This window comes from Photobacterium ganghwense (assembly GCF_017329545.1).
Lineage (GTDB): Bacteria > Pseudomonadota > Gammaproteobacteria > Enterobacterales > Vibrionaceae > Photobacterium > Photobacterium ganghwense.
Map to the genome: position 1 here is coordinate 336,667 of NZ_CP071325.1, position 23,239 is coordinate 359,905.

The following is a 23,239-nucleotide window of genomic DNA, read 5'->3' on the forward strand; positions in this document are numbered from 1 at the left end:
AAAAAGCGAGAGCCTGGCTCTCGCTTTTTTGTGTGTGAGTGTGCCTGTTTTCTTTGGTGAGAGGTAGCGTGAACGTGAAATGGTTACTGCTTTGATTACACCAGAAAAACCGTGGCCAGCCCCAGGAACACGGACAGGCCGACAATATCGGTGATGGTCGTCAGCGCCATCCCGCCCGCCAGTGCCGGGTCGATTTTCATCTTCTTTAGCATGATGGGGATACACACGCCGGCAATCCCGGCAACCAGCAGGTTGGTCATCATCGCACTGGCGATAATGGCGCCGAGTAATAAGTTGCCTTTCCACAGTACGACCACGCCGCCGATGATCAGGGCCCAGAGAATCCCGTTCAGCAGGCCAACCCGGGCTTCTTTACTGAGCAGCCAGCGGGTGTTGGTGTCACCGATGTGCCCTACGGCCAGACCACGGATCACCAGTGCCACGGTCTGATTGCCCGCAACACCGCCCATGGACGGCACGATGGTCATCAAAATCGCAATGGCAGCCATCTGTTCAAGGGTATCTTCAAACATGTTGGAAACAGAGGCGGCAGCCAGCGCTGCGAGAACATTGACACCCAGCCAGATGCTGCGGCGTTTGGCGGATTTAATGACCGGGGCAAAGGTATCTTCGTCATCATCCATACCGGCCATGCTCATCATCGAGTGCTCGGCATCTTCTCGGATGATATCGACCACGTCATCGATGGTAATCCGCCCGACCAGCTGATTGTTACTATCCACAACCGGCGCTGACAGCCAGTTACGGCGCTCAAACAGGTTCGCGACTTCGCCATCGTCCATGTCGACCGGGATCGCTTCGTCGGCATCGTCCATCACATCGTGGATTTCGATATCCGGCTGTGTGGTGATCAGGGTGGCAAGCGACAAGTGACCAATCAGTTTGTCATCCTGGTCAACAACGTACAGGGCGTCGGTAGCTTCCGGCAGCTCACCTTTCATGCGCAGGTAACGCAGTACCACGTCAGCCGTGACATCGCCGCGGATGGTGATGAAGTCGGTACTCATCATGCCGCCGGCGGTTTCTTCCGGATAAGCCAGGGCTTTCTCGACCCGATGACGATCCATCGCGTCCATCTGGGCCAGTACTTTTTGGTATTTGTCATCAGGTAGGCTACGCAGGACGTAGGCGACGTCATCGCTCTCCATGCCCTCTGTCACGGCGGCCAGTTTATCTGGTGCCATCTGGGCGACGATCCCGTCTTTGACGTCCTCAGACAGCTCGTCGAGGATTTCCCCTTGATCTTCCGGGTCGGTCAGTTGCCAGAGGACCTGACGTTCTTTGGGGGGAGAGGCTTCCAGCAGGTGAGCGATGTCTTCCGGCTCCATGTCCTGCAGCAGACGGCGGACATGGACAAACATGCCGTTTTCGAGGGCCTGATTGACTTCCTGAAGAGTTTGGTGCGTGTTGTCTTGTTCTATGACATCGGCCATTACTTGCGATACCTCTAATGACTCAGATGCGAAATACCGTCGCTAGTCGTACGTATGTATTACTGTGAGGTATAACACGATGCAATAAGTTGAATTTTAACGCAATAGACGGGCCGTTGTCTCATCAGATCTGATAAATCAGCACAAGGTCAGCTTTCTTCGTCAAATCCGGACTCAATCAGTTCGCTGACCGCCGTTAATGCCTGCTCGGCATCGGCTCCTTCAGCGCTGACCTGCACTCTTTGTCCCTGAGCCGATTCCAACATCAGTAACCCCATGACACTGTCGGCCGTGGCGTCTTTCTCGCCGTTGCTGATGGTAATTACGGATTCAAAGCTCTGAGCCAGCTCAACCAGTTTGATGGCCGCCCGGGCATGAAGGCCCAGGCGGTTTTTGATAAAGAGTTCCCGTGACAGTAAGCTCATGACTTACTTTCCAGTGTTCGGTGGCGAACCTGCACCTGATGGCCTTCGTAGCGGAAATGCTCGGCCAGTTTCTGCGCCACATAGACTGAGCGGTGCTGACCGCCGGTACAGCCGATGGCCACGGTGAGGTAGCTGCGGTTATTCTTTTCCAGCATTGGCAGCCAGGTTTCAATGAAATTGCGGATCTGGTTGATCAGCTGATTCACTTCGGGATGACTGGCAAGGTATTCCTTGACGCCCTGATCCAGACCGGTCAGTGGTTTCAGCTCCGGAATCCAGTGAGGATTTGGCAGAAAACGAACGTCGAAGACGAAGTCGGCATCAGTCGGCAGGCCGTGCTTGAAGCCAAACGACTCGAACACCATGATGAGCTCGCGGGCATCGCGACCCAGCACCCGGGAGCGTACCGTTTCACTCAGGTCATGAATGGACTTGCTGGTGGTATCTATCACCAGGTCGGCCCGTTCTTTGATGGGGGTCAGCAGAGCGCTTTCTGACTGAATCGCTTGTTCCAGACTCATGTTATCGCGCGAAAGCGGATGCAGGCGGCGGGTCTCGCTGTACCGTTTGACCAGCGCCTTATCGTCCGCATCCAGAAAGATGACATTGATGTCGACATCTTCACTCAGCGAGTCGAGGGTATTGCGGATATCTTCCGGCTCGGCGGGCAGGTTACGGACATCGATACTGACCGCGACATTCTGCTGACGGCCTTCCAGCGTTTCCACAAATTGCGGCAACAGGCTGACCGGCAGGTTATCGACACAGTAGTACCCGAGATCTTCCAGTACCCGAAGGGCGATGGATTTACCTGAGCCCGAACGGCCACTGACGACCATTAGCATCATGGCTGGCATTCCTTAACAGTCTGGGTGAGTGTGATCCTCATTATGAATCACGGGTAAGGATTTGATAAAGCTCTTCGTCGCTTTTTGCGGTACGAAGCTGCTTACAAATCTGCTTGTCGCTCAGTTTTTCTGCAATACAGGAAAGGGTTTTGAGGTGCTCTTTACACTGGGCATCAGGGACCAACAGGGCAAATAGCAAATCGACCGGCTGATTGTCGATGGCATCAAATTGGATGGCGTCCTGGCATTGGATCAGGACAGCGATGGCTTGATCGCTATTGCTGATTCGACCGTGAGGGATGGCGATTCCGTTACCTATCCCGGTACTGCCCATTTTTTCCCGGTTTAGCATACACTCAAAAAGTGGTTGCGGGTTCTGATCCAGATGACGGGCAGCGATTTCACTGATGATTTCCAGAGCGCGTTTCTTGCTGGAGCAAGGGACTGCACTTTTAGTGCAGTCCAGGCTCAATACGTTACTCAGTTGCATGATTCAGTGGCTATTGAGTTTATCTTTGTGTTTGTTTAGTTGACGCACCAGTTTATCAGTTAATGCATCGATAGCGGCATACATATTTTCCGAATCCGCTTTAGCGTGGATTTCCCCCGCGTTAATGTGCAACGTTGCTTCGGCGATTTGCTGAAGCTTTTCGACATTCAAGACCACATGCACATTATTAATTTTATCGAAAAACCGCTCTAGCTTATCGAACTTCGTCTCCACGTAATCACGCATGGCTGGAGTAATTTCAACATGGTGCCCAGTTAGATTAATTTGCATAGACATCTTCCTTCTGTTGTCGCCTGTTAGAGCAGACGTTTTCGCTGATTAGAAGGCGGAATACCCAGTGACTCACGGTATTTGGCGATAGTCCGTCTCGCCACCATGATGCCTTGTTCCGCCAATAATGTCGCTATTTTACTGTCACTCAGCGGCTTGGCCTGGTTTTCGGCCGCGACCAGCTTTTTCACCAGAGCGCGAATTGCAGTGGACGAACATTCGCCACCGTTATCGGTACTGACGTGACTGGAGAAGAAGTATTTCAGTTCGAAAATCCCGCGAGGGGTATGCATGTACTTTTGGGTGGTTACCCGAGAGATTGTCGATTCGTGCATATCAACCGCCAATGCAATGTCATTGAGCACCATTGGCTTCATGGCTTCTTCGCCATATTCAAAGAAGTCCTGCTGGTGTTCCACAATGCAACGAGCGACTTTCAATAACGTTTCGTTCCGGCTTTCGAGGCTTTTGATCAGCCACTTGGCGTCTTGCAAATGGGTACGGATAAACTGGCTGTCTGCCGTATTGCGCGCACTTTTGCTCAGCGCGGCATATTGTTCGTTGACGCGGATGCGCGGGACACTGTCCGGGTTGATGGTCACGATCCATTTGCCGCTGTCTTTGAAGACCGAGACATCCGGCACCACGTATTCGGTTTCGGAGGCCACTACGCGGTTGCCCGGACGCGGGTCTAGCCCGTGGATCAGTTGCATTACCTGCTTGAGTTCGGCTTCCTTCAGCTTGGTGTCGCGCATCAACTGGCGAAAATCGCGGTTGGCCAGCAAATCGATATAGTCGGTCAGCAGCATGCGCGCTTCTTTGAGCCATGGGGTGGCCGGATCGAAGGTTGCCAGCTGCAGCATCAGGCATTCCTGCAGGTTACGGGAGGCCACACCCAGCGGGTCAAATTGCTGGATGCGCTTGAGCACGGCTTCGACCTCGTCCAGCTCGACTTCTTCGTCGCCCAGACTTTCCAGAATTTCTTCGGTAGAGCAGGTCAGGTAGCCTTTCTCGTCAATGGCATCAATGATCGCGGTGGCGATAGTCCGGTCCGTTTCGCTAAATGGCGTCAGCTGAACCTGCCACATCAGGTAGTCCTGCAGGCTTTCGGTGGTTTCGCCCTGGTAAACCGGCATGTCATCATCCATAGCCAGGCCGGTGTTGCCGGTGCTGGCGCTGTAGACATCGTCCCAGGTGGTATCAACCGGCAGATCTTCCGGCATTTCCCGTTGTTCAATGACATCGGAGGTATCATATGCGTCCGCATCGTGCTCGCCCAGCTCATTGTCGCTGTCTGCACTCTCTGAGGCGTCCGTTTTGCTGTTGCCGTCCATGTCCTTTGGCTCCGTGTCGCCATTGAGGGAATCATGTCCGGTCTCATCCAGCTCCAGCAGCGGGTTGGCATCCAGTGCCTCTTGGATTTCCTGCTGGAGATCCAGGGTGGATAACTGCAGCAGGCGAATCGCTTGCTGAAGTTGCGGCGTCATTGCCAATTGTTGGCCGAGTTTTAGCTGGAGCGAGGTTTTCATAGATTCATATGTACCTTGTTGTTATCGTTGGTGTTCGCTTTAAGGCGCCGGGTGAGAAACGTCCTCTTTCACCGTGGCGCTCGCGTCTGGTACGTCCTTACTTCTAACTATAGACGGAACTGGTCGCCCAGATAGACCCGTTTCACATGTTCATCGTTGAGTACTTGTGTCGGGGTGCCATGGGCAATCAAACGCCCCTGACTAACGATATAAGCCTGCTCACACACATCCAGGGTTTCCCGGACATTATGGTCGGTGATCAGTACCCCAAGCCCGCGATCCCGCAGGTGTTCAATAATCTTTTTGATGTCGATCACTGAAATCGGATCGACCCCGGCAAACGGTTCATCCAGCAGGATGAACTTCGGGTTGGCCGCCAGTGCCCGGGCGATTTCGACCCGGCGGCGTTCCCCCCCGGACAGGGCCATGCCAAGGCTGTTGCGAATATGCTGGATATTGAATTCATCCAGCAGTTCTTCCAGCTTGTCCTGACGCTCTGCCTTGTTGAGATCGGCGCGGGTTTGCAGAACCGCCATCAGGTTGTCATGGACAGAAAGGCGGCGGAAAATCGAGGCTTCCTGCGGCAGGTAACCGATACCCATTCGGGAGCGGTTGTGCATCGGCTGCAGGCTGATATCCGTCCCGTCAATGGTAATACTGCCTTCATCACGGGCCACCAGGCCCACAATCATGTAAAACGAGGTGGTTTTACCGGCACCATTTGGCCCAAGCAGGCCGACGATCTTGCCGGACTCTACTTGCAGGCTGACGTCCGAGACCACTTTGCGGCCGTTATAACTTTTTGCCAGATGCTCTGCTTTCAATACTGCCATATCGGGCTTACTTCTTACTCTTGTTCAGCTGGTTAGGCTGCAAAATGGTGGTGACACGTTTCTTCTCGCCACTTTCTGCGACCAGCTTCTGCTCGTCAATCTTGTAGCTGATCATCTTGCCCTGAATCTCGCTGCCTTCCTGAACCAGAACGGCGTCGTCAGTCATCCTCAGGTATTCGGTGTCAGTTTCATAGCGCATTTTTTTCGCCGCGCCGTCAATCGGTTTACCGTTGTCCATCAACTGGTGGAACGTGGCCGGATTGCCGTAGGCATCGATGGTCTCTTTACCTTCCTGACCGTTTGGCCGGGTCACAACAATTCGGTCCGCACGGATATCAATGCTGCCCTGGCGAAGGACCACACTGCCGGTAAAGGTGACGATATTCTTTTGTATATCAAGCTCTTGTTTTTCAGAGTTGATATAGATTGGCTGCTCTGTATCGTTGCTCAGGGCCCAGCTTGGGCTGCTGAGGCAGAGACATAGCAAAGTCGTCAATTTATAAAGCTTCATATCTACCTTTTACGTTCTTCAGTAAGGTGGCGATGCTACGGTCCATGTTACCTTGCAAACCCGTTCCTTCATTCTGGAAGGCGTCACCGGTAATGGTGACATGGTCTGGGGTATCGAAATCTTTGCTGACCAAATCCAGGCGCAGGGTCTCTGTCTGGATCACCTTGATCGCGGATGCGGGCAGCAGGTTAAAAATGCGTACGTTGCCGGTCATTTGCAAGACGTGGTCTTTGTCCAGACGGGCCTCGCTGGCGCTGATCCGCCACTCGGTCTCTGTGCCTTCACGATAGACCCAAAGTACCGGTTCGACAAAATTGGTATTACCGCTCTGGCTGAAATGCTCCAGGTAGCTGGCATCAATCTGGTAACTGCGCTGGCCGGACTCGTTATAGGTGGTGTTTACCACTGCGCTGCCGGTGAACAGCGGCTTTTCGGCATCCGGAGTAACCTGTACGTCTTCCTGCCAGTGTTTATCCAGCAGGTAGTAGCCGGCCCAGCCGCAAACAACCAGCAGTGCTACATACAGCAGCCGTTGTAAGGTCATATACTCAAGCCTTTATGTTTATCTAATTCCCCTTTGGCTTCAAGGATAAGGTCGCACACTTCCCGTACGGCCCCATAGCCACCCGGGATGCGGGTGACAAAATCTGCGCGGCGGGCCAGCAGCGGGTGGCCATCAGCCACACAGACGGACAAGCCGACTTTTTCCATGACCGGCCAGTCGATCAGATCGTCACCGATATAGGCGGTGTGAGCCGGGTCAATGCCAAGGTTGGCGTGGATATCCTCGTACGCCGCCAGTTTGTTATCCTGCCCCTGATAGACATGGTGGATACCCAGCGCCCGCATACGGTTTTCCACAATGGCTGATTTGCGGCCGGTGATAATGGCCACTTCAATCCCGGCATTCATCAAGGATTTAATGCCATAGCCATCTCGGGTATGGAATGTTTTTAGCTCTTCGCCGTCGTTGCCCATATAAATGCGGCCGTCGGAAAAGACCCCGTCCACATCACAAATCAGCAACCGGATGTGCTGTGCACGCTCAAACAGGCCGGCGTCCACCGGGCCGTAAAGGGTATCTACCTGCATCACATCACCCCGGCTTTTAGCAGGTCGTGCATGTTGAGCGCTCCCACTAATTTACCTGCATCTGTTACCAGCAGGCCATTGATTTTTCTGTCTTCCATCATTTTCAGCCCTTCGGCTGCCAGCACGTCGGCGGAAATGGTGGCCGGATTTCGGGTCATCACATCGCCAATGGCGGTGTTATGGATGTCAATGCGCTTATCCAGAAGACGGCGCAGGTCACCATCGGTGAAAATGCCGCTTAGCTGCTGATTACTATCAATGATAGCCGTCATTCCCAGCCCCTTGCGAGAGACTTCCAGCAGGGCGTCTTTGATGCTGGCTTCCTCATACACCATCGGCAGCAGATCCCCGGTGTGCATGACATCGCTGATTCGCATCAGCAGTTTACGGCCCAGAGCGCCACCCGGGTGGGAGAGGGCAAAGTCATCAGCCGTAAAACCACGGGCTTCCATCAGGGAAATAGCCAGTGCGTCGCCCATCGCCAGTGTGGCGGTGGTGCTGGATGTGGGAGCCAGATTCAGCGGACAGGCCTCTTTGGCCACCGTGATCTGCAGATGGATCTGAGACAGTTTGGCCATACTGGATTTCGGTTTCCCGGTCATGCTGATCAGCGGGATGCCCAGACGTTTGATTACCGGCAGCAGCGTCAGAATTTCCTGCGCTTCACCGGAGTTGGAAATGGCCAGCACCACATCCCCTTTTTCGATCATCCCCAGATCGCCATGACTGGCTTCCCCTGGGTGCACAAAAAAGGCCGGGGTTCCCGTGCTCGCCAGCGTGGCGGCAATTTTGTTCCCGATGTGGCCGGATTTGCCCATCCCCATCACAATCACTTTCCCGCTGGCGGCGGCGATCAGTTCGCAGGCGCGGGTGAAATCCCCATTAATATATTGGGTCAGTGTGTGCAGGGCGTCGGCTTCAATTTCTATTACTCTGCGGCCAATGGCGCAGTAATCAAACGTTTCAGACATATCTTGGCTCTCCGTTAAGCCCCCAGATTATAAAATAGATAACCTTGATAGGCGACAAAGCATACCAGCAGAATCAATCCTTCCACACGATTGATTCGACGGCGTTTTCCAAGAGCCATCACAACCAGTAATACAGAAATACCCAGCATGACGTAATAGTCACGCCCCATCGCCAGCGGGCTGAGCTGCGACGGGTTCAGCAGGCCCGGCAGACCCATGACCGCCAGGATGTTAAACACGTTGGAGCCGATGATGTTACCGACCGCCATGTCATCTTCGCCTTTAAACAGGCTGGCAATAGAGGCGGCCAGCTCCGGCAGGCTGGTACCCACGGCAATGATCGTCAGGCCGATCACCAGATCACTCATGCCGAAGTGCTTGGCAATGATGACGGCGGAATCAACCAGCATGCTGGCGGCGTAAGGCAGCAGCAGCAGACCGACCACGGTCCAGATCCCGGCTGCCATGTTACTGACGCCCTGCGGGATTTCGGATTCTTGCTCATCAACCAGCGGATCGCCCGTTTCTTTGGCGCTGCGGCTGATTTTCAGCATCGCCAGCAGGAAAATCACGAACAGCGCGATCAGCAGTACACCTTCCATGAAGCCCAGGTGGCTGTCCCACAACAGCAGGCCCGCTACTAGTGTGACACCCATCATCAGCGGCAGTTCACGACGAATGATCGCCGAACTGATCGACAGCGGCTTGATGAGGGCGGTCAGACCCAGAATCAGAGCGATGTTGGCAATATTGGAACCCAGTACGTTACCGACCGCGGTATCGGTTTTGCCTTCCAGTGCCGCAGTTGCTGAAACCATCATTTCCGGGGCGGATGAACCCATGGCCAGGATTGTCATACCAATGACCAAAGGGGTAACCCCCAGATTTTTTGCAAGCGCCGCAGCGCCAAAAACAAGTCGATCTGCACTCCATACCAGTAACGCCAGACCAATACAGAGCAACACGATGGCTTCGAGCATTGTTATCCCTTTTATCTTCAGATAGTGGATTTAACCGCCGTACCATGTCGGGCTGGCAACGACGGAAGTGTAATAGTGTGAATTGTTTAAAGGGCTAATTTTGACGGTTCAGGCTGTAAAAAGAAAGCAAAAGGCGAGATAAATTAGTCTGACTTGGCGGAATTGGACGGGGACTATCCGTACGTGACAAAAGCTGACAAATTCGACACAAAATAGGGCGGAAAATAGACGGTTTTCCGTTATTATTGCGTCCTAAAGGAGCGAGAAATAACAGACTTCTAACAGTTATTTCCTTGAGTTGGTTGCATAATCTTCCTATCATCAAGGCAACATTCAGGTAATATCTTAAATATTTCATTCTATACAAATACATCGGTTTGCGGCGAATAGGGCGGCAGACCAGTATGGCTTTTGCGCCAAATTAGGGTAGCTATGAAGCAAACTGAATCGCTGGTATCAATCCGGCATATGACTTTTTCCCGCGGCGAGCGAAAGATTTTTGACGATGTCTCGCTGGATGTACCCAAGGGAAAAATAACGGCGATCATGGGGCCGTCGGGGATCGGTAAAACCACCCTGTTGCGCCTGATTGGCGGCCAAATTCTGCCAGATAGCGGGGATATCTGGTTTGAAGGCTGGAATATCCCGACGCTGGGTCGTCAGGAACTGTACCAGGCACGAAACAAGATGAGCATGCTGTTTCAGTCCGGTGCGCTGTTCACGGATATGACGGTGTTTGATAATGTGGCGTTCCCGCTGCGTGAACACACGGATTTGCCGGATGACCTGCTGCGTACGCTGGTGCTGCTGAAACTCGAGGCCGTGGGCCTGCGGGGCGCGGCACAGCTGATGCCGGCAGAGCTGTCTGGCGGGATGGCACGGCGTGCCGCACTGGCAAGAGCGATCGCGCTGGATCCCGACCTGATCATGTATGATGAGCCTTTTGTCGGCCAGGACCCTATCAACATGGGGGTGCTGGTGAAGCTGATTCGAGATCTGAATCAGGCGCTGGATATCACCTCGGTGATTGTGACTCACGATGTCCATGAAGTGATGGGGATCGCTGACCATGTTTACCTGCTGTCGGGCGGTAAGATTATTGGTCAGGGCTCGCCTTCCGAACTGCAGCACAATGCTGATCCTAGGATTCGCCAGTTCCTGGACGGCAAGGCGGATGGTCCGGTGCCGTTTAAGTTCCCGGCGGGTGCAATAGAAGATGAATTGTTTGATGTTAATAGTAAGGGGCGCTAACACATGATTGCGGATTTTGTCGCGCGTCAGGGGCGTCTCGCACTGGATAAATGCCAGACCCTGGGACGAGCCTCGCTCATTCTGTACGGGGCGCTGGTCAGCCAGCCGCAGCCGGGGAAAATGTTTCCGCTGCTGCTGCGCCAGCTGTACTCCGTTGGGGTGCTGTCGGTCGCGATTATTCTGGTTTCCGGCCTGTTTATCGGGATGGTACTGAGCCTGCAGGGCTACATTGTCCTGGTGGATTTCGGGGCAGAGACCAATCTGGGGCAAATGGTGGCACTGTCGCTGTTGCGGGAACTCGGGCCGGTAGTGACAGCCTTGCTGTTCGCGGGCCGGGCGGGATCGGCGCTGACGGCGGAAATTGGCCTGATGAAAGCCACCGAGCAGTTGTCCAGCATGGAAATGATGGCCGTTGACCCGCTGCGCCGGGTGATTGCGCCGCGCTTCTGGGCTGGGGTGATCTCAATGCCGCTGCTGGCGATGCTGTTCTGTGCCGTGGGCATCTGGGGCGGCCAGCTGGTAGGGGTCGACTGGAAAGGGATCGACCACGGCAGCTTCTGGTCGGTCATGCAATCGTCAGTGGATTTGGGCTACGACATTGGTAACAGCCTGATCAAATCACTGGTGTTCGCGATCACAGTGACCTGGATAGCGGTATTTAACGGGTACGATGCCGTACCTACTTCGGCGGGAATCAGCCGGGCCACGACCCGCACTGTGGTGAATTCATCACTGGCGGTACTTGGATTGGATTTTGTATTGACGGCTCTGATGTTCGGTAGCTAGGGCGAAACGGGAAATTTCTGATGCAGCAAACAAGAAAACTAGAATTATGGGTAGGTAGCTTTGTCCTGGCGGGCATTGCTGCCATCCTGGTGCTGATTTTTAAAGTCGCGGATGTGCAGAACATCGGCGGCAATGAGACTTACACCCTGAAGGCGAATTTTGACAATATCGGCGGGCTGAAAGTCCGCTCACCGATCAAAGTGGGCGGTGTGACCGTAGGTAAGATTACCAGCATCACGCTGGATACCGAGAGTTACCTGCCGGTAGTGACAATGGCGATTGAGAAAAAATACGGCTACTTTCCGGAGACCAGTTCGGCGTCAATTTTGACATCCGGTTTGCTGGGTGAGCAATATCTGGGGATTTCTCCTGGGTTTGTGGATGACGACGTTGCCATGCTGCAGGACGGTGATCTGATTGAAGACACCAAGTCTGCACTGGTACTGGAAGATATGATCGGCCAGGTGCTGTACAGCATCGGCGGTGACAGTAAATAAGAGGACAGGCTAATGAAATGGTTGAAATACGCATTCTTTTTGCTGGTGAGCTTGCCAATGGTCAGCCAGGCAGCCGTGGATCTGAAAGATCCGTACCGCATGATTGATCAGGTCTCACAGAAGACATTTAGCCGACTGAAGTCGGAGCAAAACCAAATTCAGCGCAACCCGGAGTTGCTGCGCCGAGTGGTGCGCGAGGAATTACTGCCATACGTGAATACCCGTTATGCAGCATACAAAGTGCTAGGTCCGCACCTGAAACAAACGTCACCGTCACAGCGTGACAGCTTTGTGTCTGCGTTCTCTGACTACCTGGTTGCGTCTTACGCGCAAGTACTGACTCAGTACACTAATCAGGATATTCAGGTTGAATCGGCCAAGTCAGTACCGGCTAACCGTAATATCGTATCGGTTCGCGTCGATATTCTGGACACCAAACGTCCACCAATCCGCCTGGATTTTAAACTGCGTAAAAACAATAAAACCGGTGAGTGGCAGGGCTATGACATGGTGGCCGAAGGGGTCAGCATGATCTCAACCAAGCAGAGCGAGTGGAGCGGACAGCTGCGCAGCGAAGGGGTAGAGGCCGTCACTAAATCACTGCGTGACCTGGCTGCCAAGCCAATTCGCCGCGAGGCCGAAAAACAATGAGTAAGCCCAAGATTGAGTGGCGAGTTCAGGAAAATGGGTATTACTGCTTGTCAGGGGCGTTGGAACGTGACACAGTTCCCGCCTTTTGGCAGCGAAGACAAGAGTGGATGCCGCGTGATGGCTCGGTCACTATCGATCTGAAAGCGGTCAGCCGGGTGGACTCCGCAGGCATGGTTATGCTGTTGCATGTCAATCAAGTGCTCAGCCAGAAAGGGACTGAGCTAAAACTATTAAATGTGCCGGAACAGCTGATGACGCTGTTGCGCCTGAGCCACGTTGAATCAATGTTCGCTGCTTGCTTGGCGTGAGTAGTAAAGAGGATAGCTTGTGGAAATCTCTGAAATCAAAAACATCCTGGAAAATGCCGTAGAGCTGGATGAAGTCATCGTGAAAGGCGATGGCAGCCACTATGAAGTGATTGCAGTTGGCGCCCTGTTCGAAGGCATGAGCCGAGTGAAAAAACAGCAGACTATTTATGGTCCGCTGATGGGACATATCGCGACCAATGCAATTCACGCCCTGAGTATTAAAACGTACACACCGGAAGAGTGGGCGCGAGACAAAAAGTTAATGTCGCTGTCCTAAGAGGTAAATGATGCAGAAGTTTCGAATCCAGGGCGGTGGCCCACTGAGCGGCGAAGTCTCCATTTCTGGTGCTAAGAATGCAGCATTGCCTATTTTGTTCGCCTCCCTGCTGGCCGAAGAGCCGGTAGAAGTGGCGAATGTGCCAAAACTGCGTGATATTGATACTACCATGGAGCTGCTGAGCCGACTGGGTGCGAAAGTCACCCGCAATGGTTCTGTCCATGTTGATGCCGGTCCGGTAAACGAATTTTGCGCGCCTTATGATCTGGTGAAAACCATGCGCGCATCTATCTGGGCATTGGGCCCGCTGGTCGCTCGCTTTGGTCAGGGACAGGTTTCCTTGCCGGGCGGTTGTGCCATTGGTGCCCGTCCTGTGGATTTGCATATCCACGGTCTGGAGCAACTGGGTGCAACCATCGCGCTGGAAGAAGGGTACGTGAAGGCGTCGGTTGACGGTCGCCTGAAAGGTGCTCACATTGTCATGGATAAAGTCAGTGTTGGCGCGACCGTGACTATCATGTCTGCGGCGACGCTGGCTGAAGGGACGACCGTGATTGAAAACGCAGCCCGTGAGCCAGAAATTGTCGATACGGCGATGTTCCTGAATACACTGGGTGCGAAAATCACTGGTGCCGGCTCTGACACCATCACCATCGAAGGTGTGGAACGTCTGGGCGGGGGCTATCACAAAGTTGTGGCTGACCGTATTGAAACCGGGACATTCCTGGTAGCAGCAGCGGTTTCCGGTGGCAAAATTGTGTGTCGTAACACTAAGCCTGCGTTGCTGGAAGCGGCACTGGCGAAGCTGGAAGAGGCGGGAGCCGCCATTGAAACCGGTGACGACTGGATCAGTCTGGATATGACCGACCGTGAGCTGAAAGCCGTGAATATCCGTACTGCGCCGCACCCGGGCTTCCCGACAGATATGCAGGCTCAGTTCTCACTGTTGAATCTGGTTGCCAAAGGTACCGGGATCATCACTGAGACCATTTTCGAAAACCGTTTCATGCACATCCCGGAACTGATCCGTATGGGAGCAAAAGCGGAAATCGAAGGTAACACCGTGATTTGCGGCGATACCAAAGGTCTGAGCGGCGCTCAGGTGATGGCGACTGACCTGCGCGCATCAGCCAGTCTGGTGATTGCCGGCAGCATCGCGAAAGGTGAGACGATTGTGGATCGTATCTACCATATCGACCGCGGCTACGAGCATATCGAAGATAAGTTCCGCGCGCTGGGTATGAATATCGAGCGCTTCAGCGAGTAATCTCTCTGAAAGTGACCCAACAAAAAGCGAGAGCCAAGGCTCTCGCTTTTTTTATGGGGAATGCTTTTAGTGGCGACCAGATCAGTAATCCTGCGGGTCATCCCCAATCAGTACACTGAGCTTGGTTGGTTGACCATTTCGCAGCACGGTCATTTCCACTCGGGTTCCTGGGCGTAACTCGGTCACGATATCCAGCACATTACGGCGGTCAGTCACCGGCTTGCCGTCTATCTCCACCAAAATATCTTGCACCTGGAAGCCGGCTTTGGCTGCCGGGCCATTCGGGTCCATGCCCATTACAATGATGCCGCTAATCTGGTCTGCATCGTACAGGCGTGCCATCACTGGGTTGATATCTCTGGCTTCTAGGCCGATATAACCGCGAATTACCCGGCCATCCGCAATCAGCTTATTCATGATTTTATGGGTCAGCTCATACGGAATCGCGAAAGAGATCCCATAGGTTTCGATATCGGTCGCCTGTTGGAAAGAGGCGGTATTAATACCAACCAGCTCGCCGCGCGTATTGACCAGCGCGCCGCCGGAGTTCCCCTCGTTGATGGCGGCATCCGTTTGCAGGAAGTCCTGCCGACCATAGAAGCTCATGCCGGAACGCCCGGTGGCAGAAATGATGCCGTAGGTGGTGGTCTGGCCGAGGTTGTAAGGGTTACCGATAGCCAGAACCACATCCCCTACCGCGGGTTGGTAATCGGTGCTGAGCGGAATGACCGGTAGATTCTCGGCCTGAATTTTCAGTACCGCCAGATCTGTGCGCTTGTCTTTACCAATGAGCTGGGCAGTCAGAATGCGTCCGTCCTGAAGGGCTACAATTACCTGATCGGCTTCCGCGACGACATGATAGTTCGTCACGATATAGCCTTTATCGCTCATGATGACGCCGGAACCCAGTCCCTGCGTGCTGAGCTGAAGGCGATCGTTGGCGTTATACCGGCGGTTGTAAATATTGACGACAGCAGGAGATGCTCGCCGGACAGCGTAGTTGAAGGATACCTGAGTTTGATCATGCTGTGCCGGAACCAGAACCTGAGGGGTTTCCAGCATCTGGGTTCGAAGATCAGGAAAAACGGCCAGCAGAGCTGCGGCCGTGACCACACCAAGCAGAATGGATCGGCTAAAAAAAGCCAGCATGTATGCTCCCCTGAACACGAAACGGCAAACGTAGCCGATGAGAGTATCACTACCTCAGTGAGATACCAAATTTCGATGTTATTTTGTTGAATATAGCGGTAATTGCCGTAGGCGCAAAGCAGCCGGACACTGCCGGCTGCTTGGGATGTTGCGAGGGGAGGGAATCAGCGGATGATCAGATACAGGATGTTGTCACCGCGTTTGACTTCAAGCGCCATGACACCAGCGCTGCGGTCAAGCGCTTTACGCAGTTCACCCAGGTTACGGATGGCCTGACGATTCACGCCCAGGATAATATCCCCTTCCTTCAGACCGTAACGTGCCGCCAGCGAATTGGCCTGCAGGCTGGTAACTTTCACGCCTTTCACACCATCGTCGGCGGTGGTGTTGGCAAATTCAGCCCCGGCAAGATTCTGGTGCAGGTTGTCCGCCTTCACTTTATTCAGTGACGCTTCCTGAAGGGTCACGTTGACGCTTTGTTCTTTACCGTCGCGCACGATACCCAGGCTCACTTCTTTACCTGCGCCCAAGGTTGCAATTTTTGCTCTCAGCTCGGCAAAGCTGCGGATCTTCTTACCGTTGACCGTAGTGATGATATCCCCGGCTTTGAGTCCGGCTTTGGCCGCCGCAGAATCCGGCATTACCTGATTCACGAAGGCGCCGTAATTTGTGTCATAGCCGAACGCTTCGGCCAGCTCAGCGGTCAGTTCGCCCCCCTGAACCCCCAGAACACCACGTTTGACTTCGCCGTATTCAAGAATTTGCTGGGTCAGGTTCTTGACCATGTTGACCGGAATGGCAAAGCCAATCCCGACGTTGCCGCCGTTAGGGCCTAGAATGGCGGTGTTGATACCCACCAGTTCGCCGTTCAGGTTGACCAGTGCGCCACCGGAGTTACCGCTGTTAATGGCGGCATCGGTCTGAATGAAGTTTTCGAAGTTTTCGATATTCAGACCACTGCGGCCCAACGCTGAAATAATACCGGAGGTGACCGTCTGGCCGAGGCCGAACGGGTTACCGATCGCAACAGCAAAGTCACCGACCCGCAGTTTGTCGGAATCCGCCAGTTTGATTTCAGTCAGGTCGTCGGTTTTCTTGAGTTTCAACAGGGCAATGTCAGACATTTCGTCACTGCCAATCAGTTCGGCAGCCACTTCGCGGCCATCATGCAGCTGCACCATGATTTTATCGGCACCGCCGATCACATGGTGGTTCGTGACCACATAGCCTTTATCCGCATTAATAATGACCCCGGAGCCCAGGCCGCGGAACGGACGCTCACGAATTTGCTCTTCCGGAAAGTCCGGGCCAAAGAAGAAGCGGAATGTTTCCGGAAGGCGTTGCTTCGAAACCTGCTTGCCTTCGACAGCAATACTGACAACGGCAGGGGTCACTTGCTCAAGCATCGGGGCGAGGCTTGGCAATTGTTGGCTATTCACCGATTGAGGAAGGGCGGCAGACGCAGTTACAGGAGAAAGAACAGAACTGATGCCTAGTGCCAGAGCATTTAATACAAGCAAAGGTTTTTTCATTATCACTAAACTCCGATTTTCAAGTCCAATGGCAGGCATGGGCCTATTATGTTGATATGCCTGCTTTATCTCAGACTTGAAAATCAGTGTTTAGTTCCTGAGAAAATGATTAGCCGGCTTTTGGCGCCTCAACCACTGGTTCAGGGATGTCTTTCAATAGGCCACTCGCACCGTTGGCGTAATCGCGAGGCTGATCTTGCGGAGCCTCCACGTTTTTTACGGCTTCCAGCGTGCTGATGCGGCGGGCAAACGGATTATCCTGCTCCGGCAGGTTCGGCATTAGCTCTGTCGAGGTTTTCGCCATATGCTCGTACAGCTTGCTGTAGTCTTTCGCCAGGTTATCCAGCAACTCAGAGCTTTGGGCGAAGTGATCAACCAGCTCCTGACGAAACTGCTCGAGTTCGTATTTTGATTTGTCGAGCTCTTTTTTCAGCTCCTTCTGATTTTTAAGACTCTTGGTGCCCAGGCGAGCCGCAAAAGCCCCGACTGCCGCACCGGCGATAAAGATAAGAAGCGCGTAAATCCAAGCCATGAAGTACTCCTTTTGACTTAAGTAGCAGGGCCGCGACGGGTCTGGCAGGTTACATTGTTCCTGCAGTCTTGGAACATCGTGACACCGTTTATAACTGGCCGTTGTATAACAAAAAGATTAATTGGCGCTGAATCGTGACCAAGTTAATCAGATTCGTATAGATACTATACATGGTCACGCGCTGGCATGGTACTATCTCGGTCACTGAAGGGAGATGATTAGGTCTAGTTAGAAGGATGACGCCGCTACAAAAATACCAGGAAGATCTTAAACGGGACGACTTTATGGCTGACCCGGCTCAGGCAATGGCCGTTCGTCACCTTGATGATCTTTATCACCGGCTGCTTAAGCCGAAACCGGTCGCAGAACGAACCATGATGGATCGGGTGCTGCGCCGCTCACCGCCGCCTCCGCCGCCTGAAAAAGGGCTTTATTTCTGGGGTGGGGTCGGTCGTGGTAAAACCTATCTGGTGGACACGTTTTATGACTGTCTGCCGACACAACGCAAGATGCGGGTCCACTTCCATCGCTTTATGCAGCGGGTTCATGATGAATTGAGAACCCTGGAGCAGCAGGCCGACCCGCTGCAGGTTGTGGCCGATCGGTTCAAGCGAGAAGCTGACCTGATTTGCTTTGACGAATTCTTCGTCTCAGATATTACCGATGCCATGTTGCTTGGCACGCTGTTTGAAGCCCTGTTTAAACGCGGTATTACGCTGGTGGCCACCTCTAACATTCCACCTGATGAGCTGTACCGAAATGGCTTGCAGCGTGCGCGTTTCCTGCCGGCCATCGCCCTGATCAAAGCGAACTGCGAGGTGGTGAATGTCGATTCCGGGGTGGATTATCGGTTACGTACCCTGGAGCAGGCCGAAATCTACCATGCTCCGCTTGATGCGGCGGCCGAGCAGAATATGCTGAGGTATTTCGAACAGCTGAGTGTGGCACCACGTTTCAGTGGCAAAAACATTGAGATTAATCATCGGACGTTGCCGACGCTGCATGAGGCGGAAGGGGTAGTGCATTTTAATTTTGCCACTCTGTGCCAGACCGCGCGCAGCCAGGCCGATTACATGGAATTGGCCCGGCTTTACCATACGGTTTTACTGTCTGAGGTAAAACAAATGGGTGAGGCAGAAAGTGATGCCGCACGGCGCTTTATCGCCCTGGTCGACGAGTTCTATGAACGTAACGTCAAATTGATCATTTCTGCCGAAGTAAACTGGGAAAACCTGTATCAGGGACAACGCCTTGCATTTGAGTATAAACGCTGTTGCTCACGGCTTGTCGAGATGCAGAGTCACGACTATCTGGCTCGTCCTCACCTAGCCTGATGTGGGGCTTTTCCTGCCGTAAAACAGGGGAAATCCCGAAGTAAAATGGTGAATTTGAGGCAAAAATGCTCAGAGAGAAAAAATCGCAATTTTTTTTCAAAAAAAGGTGATTTTTTCTCCACCCTTCCCTATAATCTTGCGACCCACCGTACCTGTAACGGCAAAAGCCGGGAGTGCCAACCACTCGAAGGGGTGATGACTGGGCTCTGTACAGAGATGGAGCAATATGCTCCAGTGAAGTGAAACTATTTAATTTTGGGTAAGAATTAGCATGAAAACTTTCGTTGCTAAACCAGAAACTGTAAAACGTGACTGGTATGTTGTAGACGCTGAAGGTAAAACACTAGGCCGTCTTGCAACTGAAATCGCATCTCGTCTACGTGGCAAGCACAAGCCTGAGTACACTCCACACGTTGACACTGGTGACTACATCGTAGTTATCAATGCTGAGAAAGTTGCGGTAACTGGTGCTAAGCGCACTGACAAGATGTACCACCACCACACTGGCTACATCGGTGGTCTGAAGTCAATCAGCTTCGACAAGCTGATCGCTAAGAAACCAGAAATGGTTATCGAAATTGCTGTTAAAGGCATGCTTCCTAAGGGTCCTCTAGGCCGTGCAATGTACCGTAAGCTGAAAGTTTACGCTGGTGCTGAGCACAACCACGCTGCACAGCAGCCTAAAGTTCTAGACATCTAATTGGGGAAGATGACAATGGCAGAGAATCAATACTACGGCACTGGCCGTCGCAAAAGCTCAGCTGCTCGCGTTTTCATTAAGCCGGGTACTGGTAACATCGTAATCAACAAGCGTAGCATCGAAGAATACTTCGGTCGCGAAACTGCTCGCATGGTTGTTCGTCAGCCACTTGAGCTTGTTGAAATGACAGAGAAACTTGACCTGTACATCACTGTTAAAGGTGGTGGTATCACTGGTCAATCAGGTGCGATCCGTCACGGTATCACTCGCGCTCTGATGGAATACGATGAGACTCTACGTCCTGCTCTACGTGCAGCTGGTTACGTTACTCGTGACGCACGTCGCGTTGAACGTAAGAAAGTTGGTCTGCGTAAAGCACGTCGCCGTCCACAGTTCTCTAAGCGTTAATTTCAACGCTCCAGATTTTATCTGGTTTCTGTGGTCAAAAAGCTCAGCCTTCGGGTTGGGCTTTTTTTATATCTCAAAGCTTTCCCGCCTCCGCTGTCACTCTTATCAGTAATAACCAGATATTTGTTTTAGGAATGTGTTAGCTTGGTCACACCTAAGCAACAAACTTATCTGAATCAGATAATTATCAACCTAGTTTTTTGTTTGGTTGAAACCCGGAAATTTCCCATATAACAGCAATTTGCATGATGGCAAGTAACAAAAAGAACATACCTCTCACATTTGTTGCGAAAAGGTAGCTTTATCTTGTCATAAAGTAGGGTTTTCTTTATCATTTGGCGTGATAAGCAACAGCTTTAAAATGAATTAATTCTGCCGCTTGGGCAGGAGTAACTGTTGTTTCTTTCCGTTGAAAGTTAGCCGTAAGCTCCAGGGACGCAAAAGGACATAATAATAATCCAGAGCGGGAGCACATGGGAGAATGTTGGATGAGCAATGCGCCAGTAAGTAACGGCCGACGCCGCTTCCTGACTGCGACGACTTCGGTTGTTGGAGGCTTAGGTGCAGTCGCTGTAGCCGTGCCTTTTATCAAATCATGGAACCCGAGCGCGAAAGCAAAAGCCGCCGGTGCGCCAGTTGAAGTTGATATCAGCAAGTTGGAAGTAGGCCAGATGGTTCGCGTCGAGTGGCGTGGTAAACCTGTCTGGGTTGTCCGCCGTAGCGATGCGATTTTGAAAGAATTGGGTGGCCATGACGGCCAGCTGCGTGACCCTTCATCAGAAGAGCCACAGCAGCCGATGTATGCCCAGAATGAATATCGTTCTGTTAAGCCTGAAATTTTTATAGCCGTAGGTATCTGTACCCACCTTGGCTGTTCCCCTACCTATCTGCCAGACAGCTTCAGTGAGCAGGTCAGTGGTGTGTCGGCAGGTTTCTTCTGCCCGTGTCACGGCTCGAAGTTTGACATGGCGGGTCGTGTCTTTGCTGGGGTTCCGGCACCACTAAACCTGGTTGTGCCGCCTCACACGTTCCTGGACGACAACACCATTCTGGTTGGTGAAGATGGGGAGACTGCCTAATGGAAGCCTTACTCGGTTGGATTGAAAAACGTCTGCCTGCGATGAATGCTTATCGCAAGCATATGTCTGAATACCCGATGCCGAAGAACTTTAACTTCTGGTATATCTTCGGTTCGTTGGCAATGCTGGTACTGGTTAACCAGCTACTGACGGGTATCTGGCTAACCATGAACTACGTACCTTCCGGCGATGGTGCGTTTGCCTCTGTTGAATACATCATGCGTGATGTGGAATATGGCTGGTTGCTGCGTTATATGCACTCTACCGGTGCGTCTGCATTCTTCATCGTGGTGTACCTGCACATGTTCCGTGGGCTGATCTACGGTTCTTACCAGAAACCACGTGAGCTGCTGTGGTTGTTCGGTATGCTGATCTTCTTGGTACTGATGGCTGAAGCCTTCATGGGCTACCTGCTGCCATGGGGTCAGATGTCATACTGGGGTGCTCAGGTAATCATCTCGCTGTTTGGTGCGATTCCTGTTATTGGTGATGACCTGACATTGTGGATCCGTGGTGACTACGTTATCTCGGGCGCTACACTGAACCGCTTCTTTGCCTTGCACGTGATCGCTCTGCCGATTGTTCTGCTGCTTCTGATTGTGCTGCACATTCTGGCTCTGCACGAAGTTGGTTCGAACAACCCGGACGGTATCGAGACCAAACTGCCGAAAGGCAGCAAAGGCGAAGATTACAAAACGCAGTTCAAGTTCCACGAGTACTACACCAAGAAATACGACATCATCGACTCTATCCCGTTCCACCCTTATGGTACGGTGAAAGATCTGGTTGGTGTGGCGGTGTTTGCATTCCTGTTCAGCTACGTGATCTTCTTCAACCCGGAAATGGGCGGCTACTTCCTTGAGCCACCTAACTTTGAAGCTGCGAACCCGCTGAAGACTCCTGAGCACATTGCTCCGGTTTGGTACTTCACACCGTTCTACGCCATCCTGCGTGCGGTTCCGGATAAGCTGCTGGGTGTTATCGCAATGGGTGCGTCGATTGTTGCGCTGTTCCTGTTGCCATGGCTGGATCGCTGTAAAGTTCGTTCGTACCGTTACCGTAGCAAGCTGCACCTGGGGAACATTGTTCAGTTCACCATCTGTTTCATTGCTCTGGGAATTCTGGGTGCTCTGCCTGCCACGCCGGTGTACACACTGATGGCACAGATCTTCAGCTTCGGCTACTTCATGTTCTTCGTCCTGCTGTTCTTCTACAGCAAGAACGAAGCAACTAAGCCATTACCAGAGAGGGTAACATTCAAATGAAAAAGTTGATTGTCATGTTATTTGCCCTGCTGCCATCTCTGGCTATGGCAGCGGGTCCTGCAGTACCACTGGATGCAGCCAATAACGATCTGAGCGATAAAGCATCGCTGCAGAACGGGGCTCGTACGTTCATGAACTATTGTTTTGGCTGTCACGCCACGCAGTACCAGCGTTATGAGCGTGTCGCGACCGATCTGGGTATTCCGGCAGAGTTGATGAAAGAGAACCTGATCTTCGATCCTAATGCGAAGATCGGTGATCTGATGACCAACGCGATTCCAACGGAATATGCGGCGGCATCATTCGGTGCGCCGGCACCAGACCTGACAATGGTTGCCCGTGTCCGTGGCGCTGATTGGATCTACACCTACCTGCGTTCATTCTACGCGGACCCAAGCCGTCCGTTTGGCGTGAACAACGTTGTCTTCCCAAGTGTTGGTATGCCGCACGTTCTTGAAGAGCTGCAGGGTGTGCCAAGCAAGGTTTACGAGACGCGTCTGGTTGACGGTAAAGAAGTTCAGGAATTCGTTGGTATTGAGGCTGATGGCAGCGGTGAACTGAATAAAGAAGAGTATGATGCAGTGGTTCGCGATCTGGTGAACTTCCTGGCGTACTCTGCTGAACCGATGAAACTGGAACGTCAGCGTATGGGTTACTGGGTGATGGGCTTCATCGTCGTATTCTTTGTACTAACCTTACTGTTGAAGAAAGAATATTGGCGTGATGTCCACTGATCGGGTAATCTAGTGGGTTAGAATCTCGCAATGGGGGCAGAGGCC

The 23,239-nt window shown here is 52.7% G+C and carries 28 protein-coding genes; 13 read left to right on the forward strand and 15 right to left on the reverse strand.

What is annotated here, in order from left to right; all coding sequences use genetic code 11:
* Positions 1-95: 95 nt before the first annotated feature.
* The 12 genes from mgtE to FH974_RS01685 all read right to left on the reverse strand — a co-directional run bounded on the left by mgtE (position 96) and on the right by FH974_RS01685 (position 9,424).
* A complete protein-coding gene (mgtE, locus tag FH974_RS01630) occupies positions 96-1,454 on the reverse strand; it encodes a magnesium transporter (RefSeq protein ID WP_047886997.1) in 1,359 nt (452 codons plus the stop codon).
* Between the two features lie 149 nt (positions 1,455-1,603).
* The gene (locus FH974_RS01635; RefSeq protein ID WP_047886996.1) at positions 1,604-1,879 is read right to left on the reverse strand and encodes an HPr family phosphocarrier protein; all 276 of its coding nucleotides are present in this window, start codon (positions 1,877-1,879) and stop codon (positions 1,604-1,606) included.
* Complete coding sequence (gene rapZ / locus FH974_RS01640) at positions 1,876-2,727, reverse strand: RNase adapter RapZ (protein ID WP_047886995.1); 852 nt, start codon at positions 2,725-2,727, stop codon at positions 1,876-1,878. The genes FH974_RS01635 and rapZ overlap by 4 nt, the downstream gene beginning before the upstream one ends.
* Positions 2,728-2,767: 40 nt before the next feature.
* Positions 2,768-3,217 carry a PTS IIA-like nitrogen regulatory protein PtsN gene (gene ptsN, locus FH974_RS01645; RefSeq protein WP_047886994.1) on the reverse strand — a complete coding sequence of 150 codons (450 nt, stop codon included), beginning with the start codon at positions 3,215-3,217 and terminating at the stop codon, positions 2,768-2,770.
* Between the two features lie 3 nt (positions 3,218-3,220).
* On the reverse strand, positions 3,221-3,508 hold the full coding sequence (hpf, locus tag FH974_RS01650; protein ID WP_047886993.1) for a ribosome hibernation promoting factor: 288 nt from the start codon (positions 3,506-3,508) through the stop codon (positions 3,221-3,223).
* Positions 3,509-3,534: 26 nt separating this feature from the next.
* Positions 3,535-5,037: an RNA polymerase factor sigma-54 gene (locus FH974_RS01655; RefSeq protein ID WP_047886992.1), complete on the reverse strand. Its 1,503-nt coding sequence runs from the start codon at positions 5,035-5,037 to the stop codon at positions 3,535-3,537.
* Positions 5,038-5,144: 107 nt separating this feature from the next.
* Positions 5,145-5,870 (reverse strand): LPS export ABC transporter ATP-binding protein, encoded by a 726-nt coding sequence (lptB, locus tag FH974_RS01660; protein WP_047886991.1) that lies wholly within the window; start codon positions 5,868-5,870, stop codon positions 5,145-5,147.
* A gap of 7 nt (positions 5,871-5,877) precedes the next feature.
* On the reverse strand, positions 5,878-6,381 hold the full coding sequence (lptA, locus tag FH974_RS01665; RefSeq protein ID WP_047886990.1) for a lipopolysaccharide transport periplasmic protein LptA: 504 nt from the start codon (positions 6,379-6,381) through the stop codon (positions 5,878-5,880).
* The gene (lptC, locus tag FH974_RS01670; protein ID WP_047886989.1) at positions 6,368-6,925 is read right to left on the reverse strand and encodes an LPS export ABC transporter periplasmic protein LptC; all 558 of its coding nucleotides are present in this window, start codon (positions 6,923-6,925) and stop codon (positions 6,368-6,370) included. Before lptC ends, lptA begins: the two co-directional genes overlap by 14 nt.
* Complete coding sequence (kdsC, locus tag FH974_RS01675) at positions 6,922-7,473, reverse strand: 3-deoxy-manno-octulosonate-8-phosphatase KdsC (RefSeq protein ID WP_047886988.1); 552 nt, start codon at positions 7,471-7,473, stop codon at positions 6,922-6,924. The genes lptC and kdsC overlap by 4 nt, the downstream gene beginning before the upstream one ends.
* Positions 7,473-8,444 carry a KpsF/GutQ family sugar-phosphate isomerase gene (locus FH974_RS01680; protein WP_047886987.1) on the reverse strand — a complete coding sequence of 324 codons (972 nt, stop codon included), beginning with the start codon at positions 8,442-8,444 and terminating at the stop codon, positions 7,473-7,475. Before FH974_RS01680 ends, kdsC begins: the two co-directional genes overlap by 1 nt.
* Before the next feature lie 14 nt (positions 8,445-8,458).
* Positions 8,459-9,424 carry a calcium/sodium antiporter gene (locus FH974_RS01685; protein WP_047886986.1) on the reverse strand — a complete coding sequence of 322 codons (966 nt, stop codon included), beginning with the start codon at positions 9,422-9,424 and terminating at the stop codon, positions 8,459-8,461.
* A 432-nt stretch (positions 9,425-9,856) separates the two neighbouring features.
* On the opposite strand from FH974_RS01685, the gene mlaF reads away from it, so the two are divergent.
* Genes mlaF through murA form a run of 7 tightly spaced genes read left to right on the forward strand, consistent with a single transcriptional unit; the run spans position 9,857 to position 14,461 of the window.
* Positions 9,857-10,675 (forward strand): phospholipid ABC transporter ATP-binding protein MlaF, encoded by an 819-nt coding sequence (gene mlaF / locus FH974_RS01690; protein ID WP_047886985.1) that lies wholly within the window; start codon positions 9,857-9,859, stop codon positions 10,673-10,675.
* A 3-nt stretch (positions 10,676-10,678) separates the two neighbouring features.
* Entirely contained in the window at positions 10,679-11,461 is a 783-nt protein-coding gene (gene mlaE / locus FH974_RS01695) for a lipid asymmetry maintenance ABC transporter permease subunit MlaE (RefSeq protein WP_047886984.1), read from the forward strand.
* Positions 11,462-11,481: 20 nt separating this feature from the next.
* On the forward strand, positions 11,482-11,958 hold the full coding sequence (mlaD, locus tag FH974_RS01700) for an outer membrane lipid asymmetry maintenance protein MlaD (protein WP_047886983.1): 477 nt from the start codon (positions 11,482-11,484) through the stop codon (positions 11,956-11,958).
* 12 nt (positions 11,959-11,970) lie between these two features.
* Positions 11,971-12,609: a phospholipid-binding protein MlaC gene (mlaC, locus tag FH974_RS01705; RefSeq protein ID WP_047886982.1), complete on the forward strand. Its 639-nt coding sequence runs from the start codon at positions 11,971-11,973 to the stop codon at positions 12,607-12,609.
* Positions 12,606-12,917, forward strand: coding sequence for an STAS domain-containing protein (locus tag FH974_RS01710; protein WP_047886981.1), 312 nt, complete (start codon positions 12,606-12,608; stop codon positions 12,915-12,917). Before mlaC ends, FH974_RS01710 begins: the two co-directional genes overlap by 4 nt.
* Before the next feature lie 19 nt (positions 12,918-12,936).
* Positions 12,937-13,194 (forward strand): BolA family iron metabolism protein IbaG, encoded by a 258-nt coding sequence (ibaG, locus tag FH974_RS01715; RefSeq protein WP_047886980.1) that lies wholly within the window; start codon positions 12,937-12,939, stop codon positions 13,192-13,194.
* Between the two features lie 10 nt (positions 13,195-13,204).
* The gene (murA, locus tag FH974_RS01720) at positions 13,205-14,461 is read left to right on the forward strand and encodes a UDP-N-acetylglucosamine 1-carboxyvinyltransferase (RefSeq protein ID WP_047886979.1); all 1,257 of its coding nucleotides are present in this window, start codon (positions 13,205-13,207) and stop codon (positions 14,459-14,461) included.
* 81 nt (positions 14,462-14,542) lie between these two features.
* On the opposite strand, the gene degS is transcribed toward murA, so the two are convergent.
* The 3 genes from degS to zapG all read right to left on the reverse strand — a co-directional run bounded on the left by degS (position 14,543) and on the right by zapG (position 17,674).
* The gene (degS, locus tag FH974_RS01725) at positions 14,543-15,610 is read right to left on the reverse strand and encodes an outer membrane-stress sensor serine endopeptidase DegS (protein WP_047886978.1); all 1,068 of its coding nucleotides are present in this window, start codon (positions 15,608-15,610) and stop codon (positions 14,543-14,545) included.
* Positions 15,611-15,774: 164 nt separating this feature from the next.
* Positions 15,775-17,142, reverse strand: a complete 1,368-nt coding sequence (locus FH974_RS01730; protein ID WP_047886977.1) for a Do family serine endopeptidase — start codon at positions 17,140-17,142, stop codon at positions 15,775-15,777.
* Positions 17,143-17,251: 109 nt separating this feature from the next.
* Entirely contained in the window at positions 17,252-17,674 is a 423-nt protein-coding gene (zapG, locus tag FH974_RS01735; RefSeq protein ID WP_047886976.1) for a Z-ring associated protein ZapG, read from the reverse strand.
* A gap of 236 nt (positions 17,675-17,910) precedes the next feature.
* On the opposite strand from zapG, the gene zapE reads away from it, so the two are divergent.
* From zapE to FH974_RS01765, 6 genes are all read left to right on the forward strand, one after another.
* Positions 17,911-19,008 (forward strand): cell division protein ZapE, encoded by a 1,098-nt coding sequence (gene zapE / locus FH974_RS01740; RefSeq protein ID WP_047886975.1) that lies wholly within the window; start codon positions 17,911-17,913, stop codon positions 19,006-19,008.
* A gap of 271 nt (positions 19,009-19,279) precedes the next feature.
* The gene (gene rplM, locus FH974_RS01745; protein ID WP_047886974.1) at positions 19,280-19,708 is read left to right on the forward strand and encodes a 50S ribosomal protein L13; all 429 of its coding nucleotides are present in this window, start codon (positions 19,280-19,282) and stop codon (positions 19,706-19,708) included.
* 15 nt (positions 19,709-19,723) lie between these two features.
* Complete coding sequence (gene rpsI, locus FH974_RS01750) at positions 19,724-20,116, forward strand: 30S ribosomal protein S9 (protein WP_007464367.1); 393 nt, start codon at positions 19,724-19,726, stop codon at positions 20,114-20,116.
* A gap of 488 nt (positions 20,117-20,604) precedes the next feature.
* Positions 20,605-21,195: a ubiquinol-cytochrome c reductase iron-sulfur subunit gene (gene petA, locus FH974_RS01755; RefSeq protein WP_047886973.1), complete on the forward strand. Its 591-nt coding sequence runs from the start codon at positions 20,605-20,607 to the stop codon at positions 21,193-21,195.
* Entirely contained in the window at positions 21,195-22,460 is a 1,266-nt protein-coding gene (locus FH974_RS01760; RefSeq protein ID WP_047886972.1) for a cytochrome b, read from the forward strand. The genes petA and FH974_RS01760 overlap by 1 nt, the downstream gene beginning before the upstream one ends.
* The gene (locus tag FH974_RS01765; protein WP_047886971.1) at positions 22,457-23,194 is read left to right on the forward strand and encodes a cytochrome c1; all 738 of its coding nucleotides are present in this window, start codon (positions 22,457-22,459) and stop codon (positions 23,192-23,194) included. The genes FH974_RS01760 and FH974_RS01765 overlap by 4 nt, the downstream gene beginning before the upstream one ends.
* Positions 23,195-23,239: the final 45 nt, after the last annotated feature.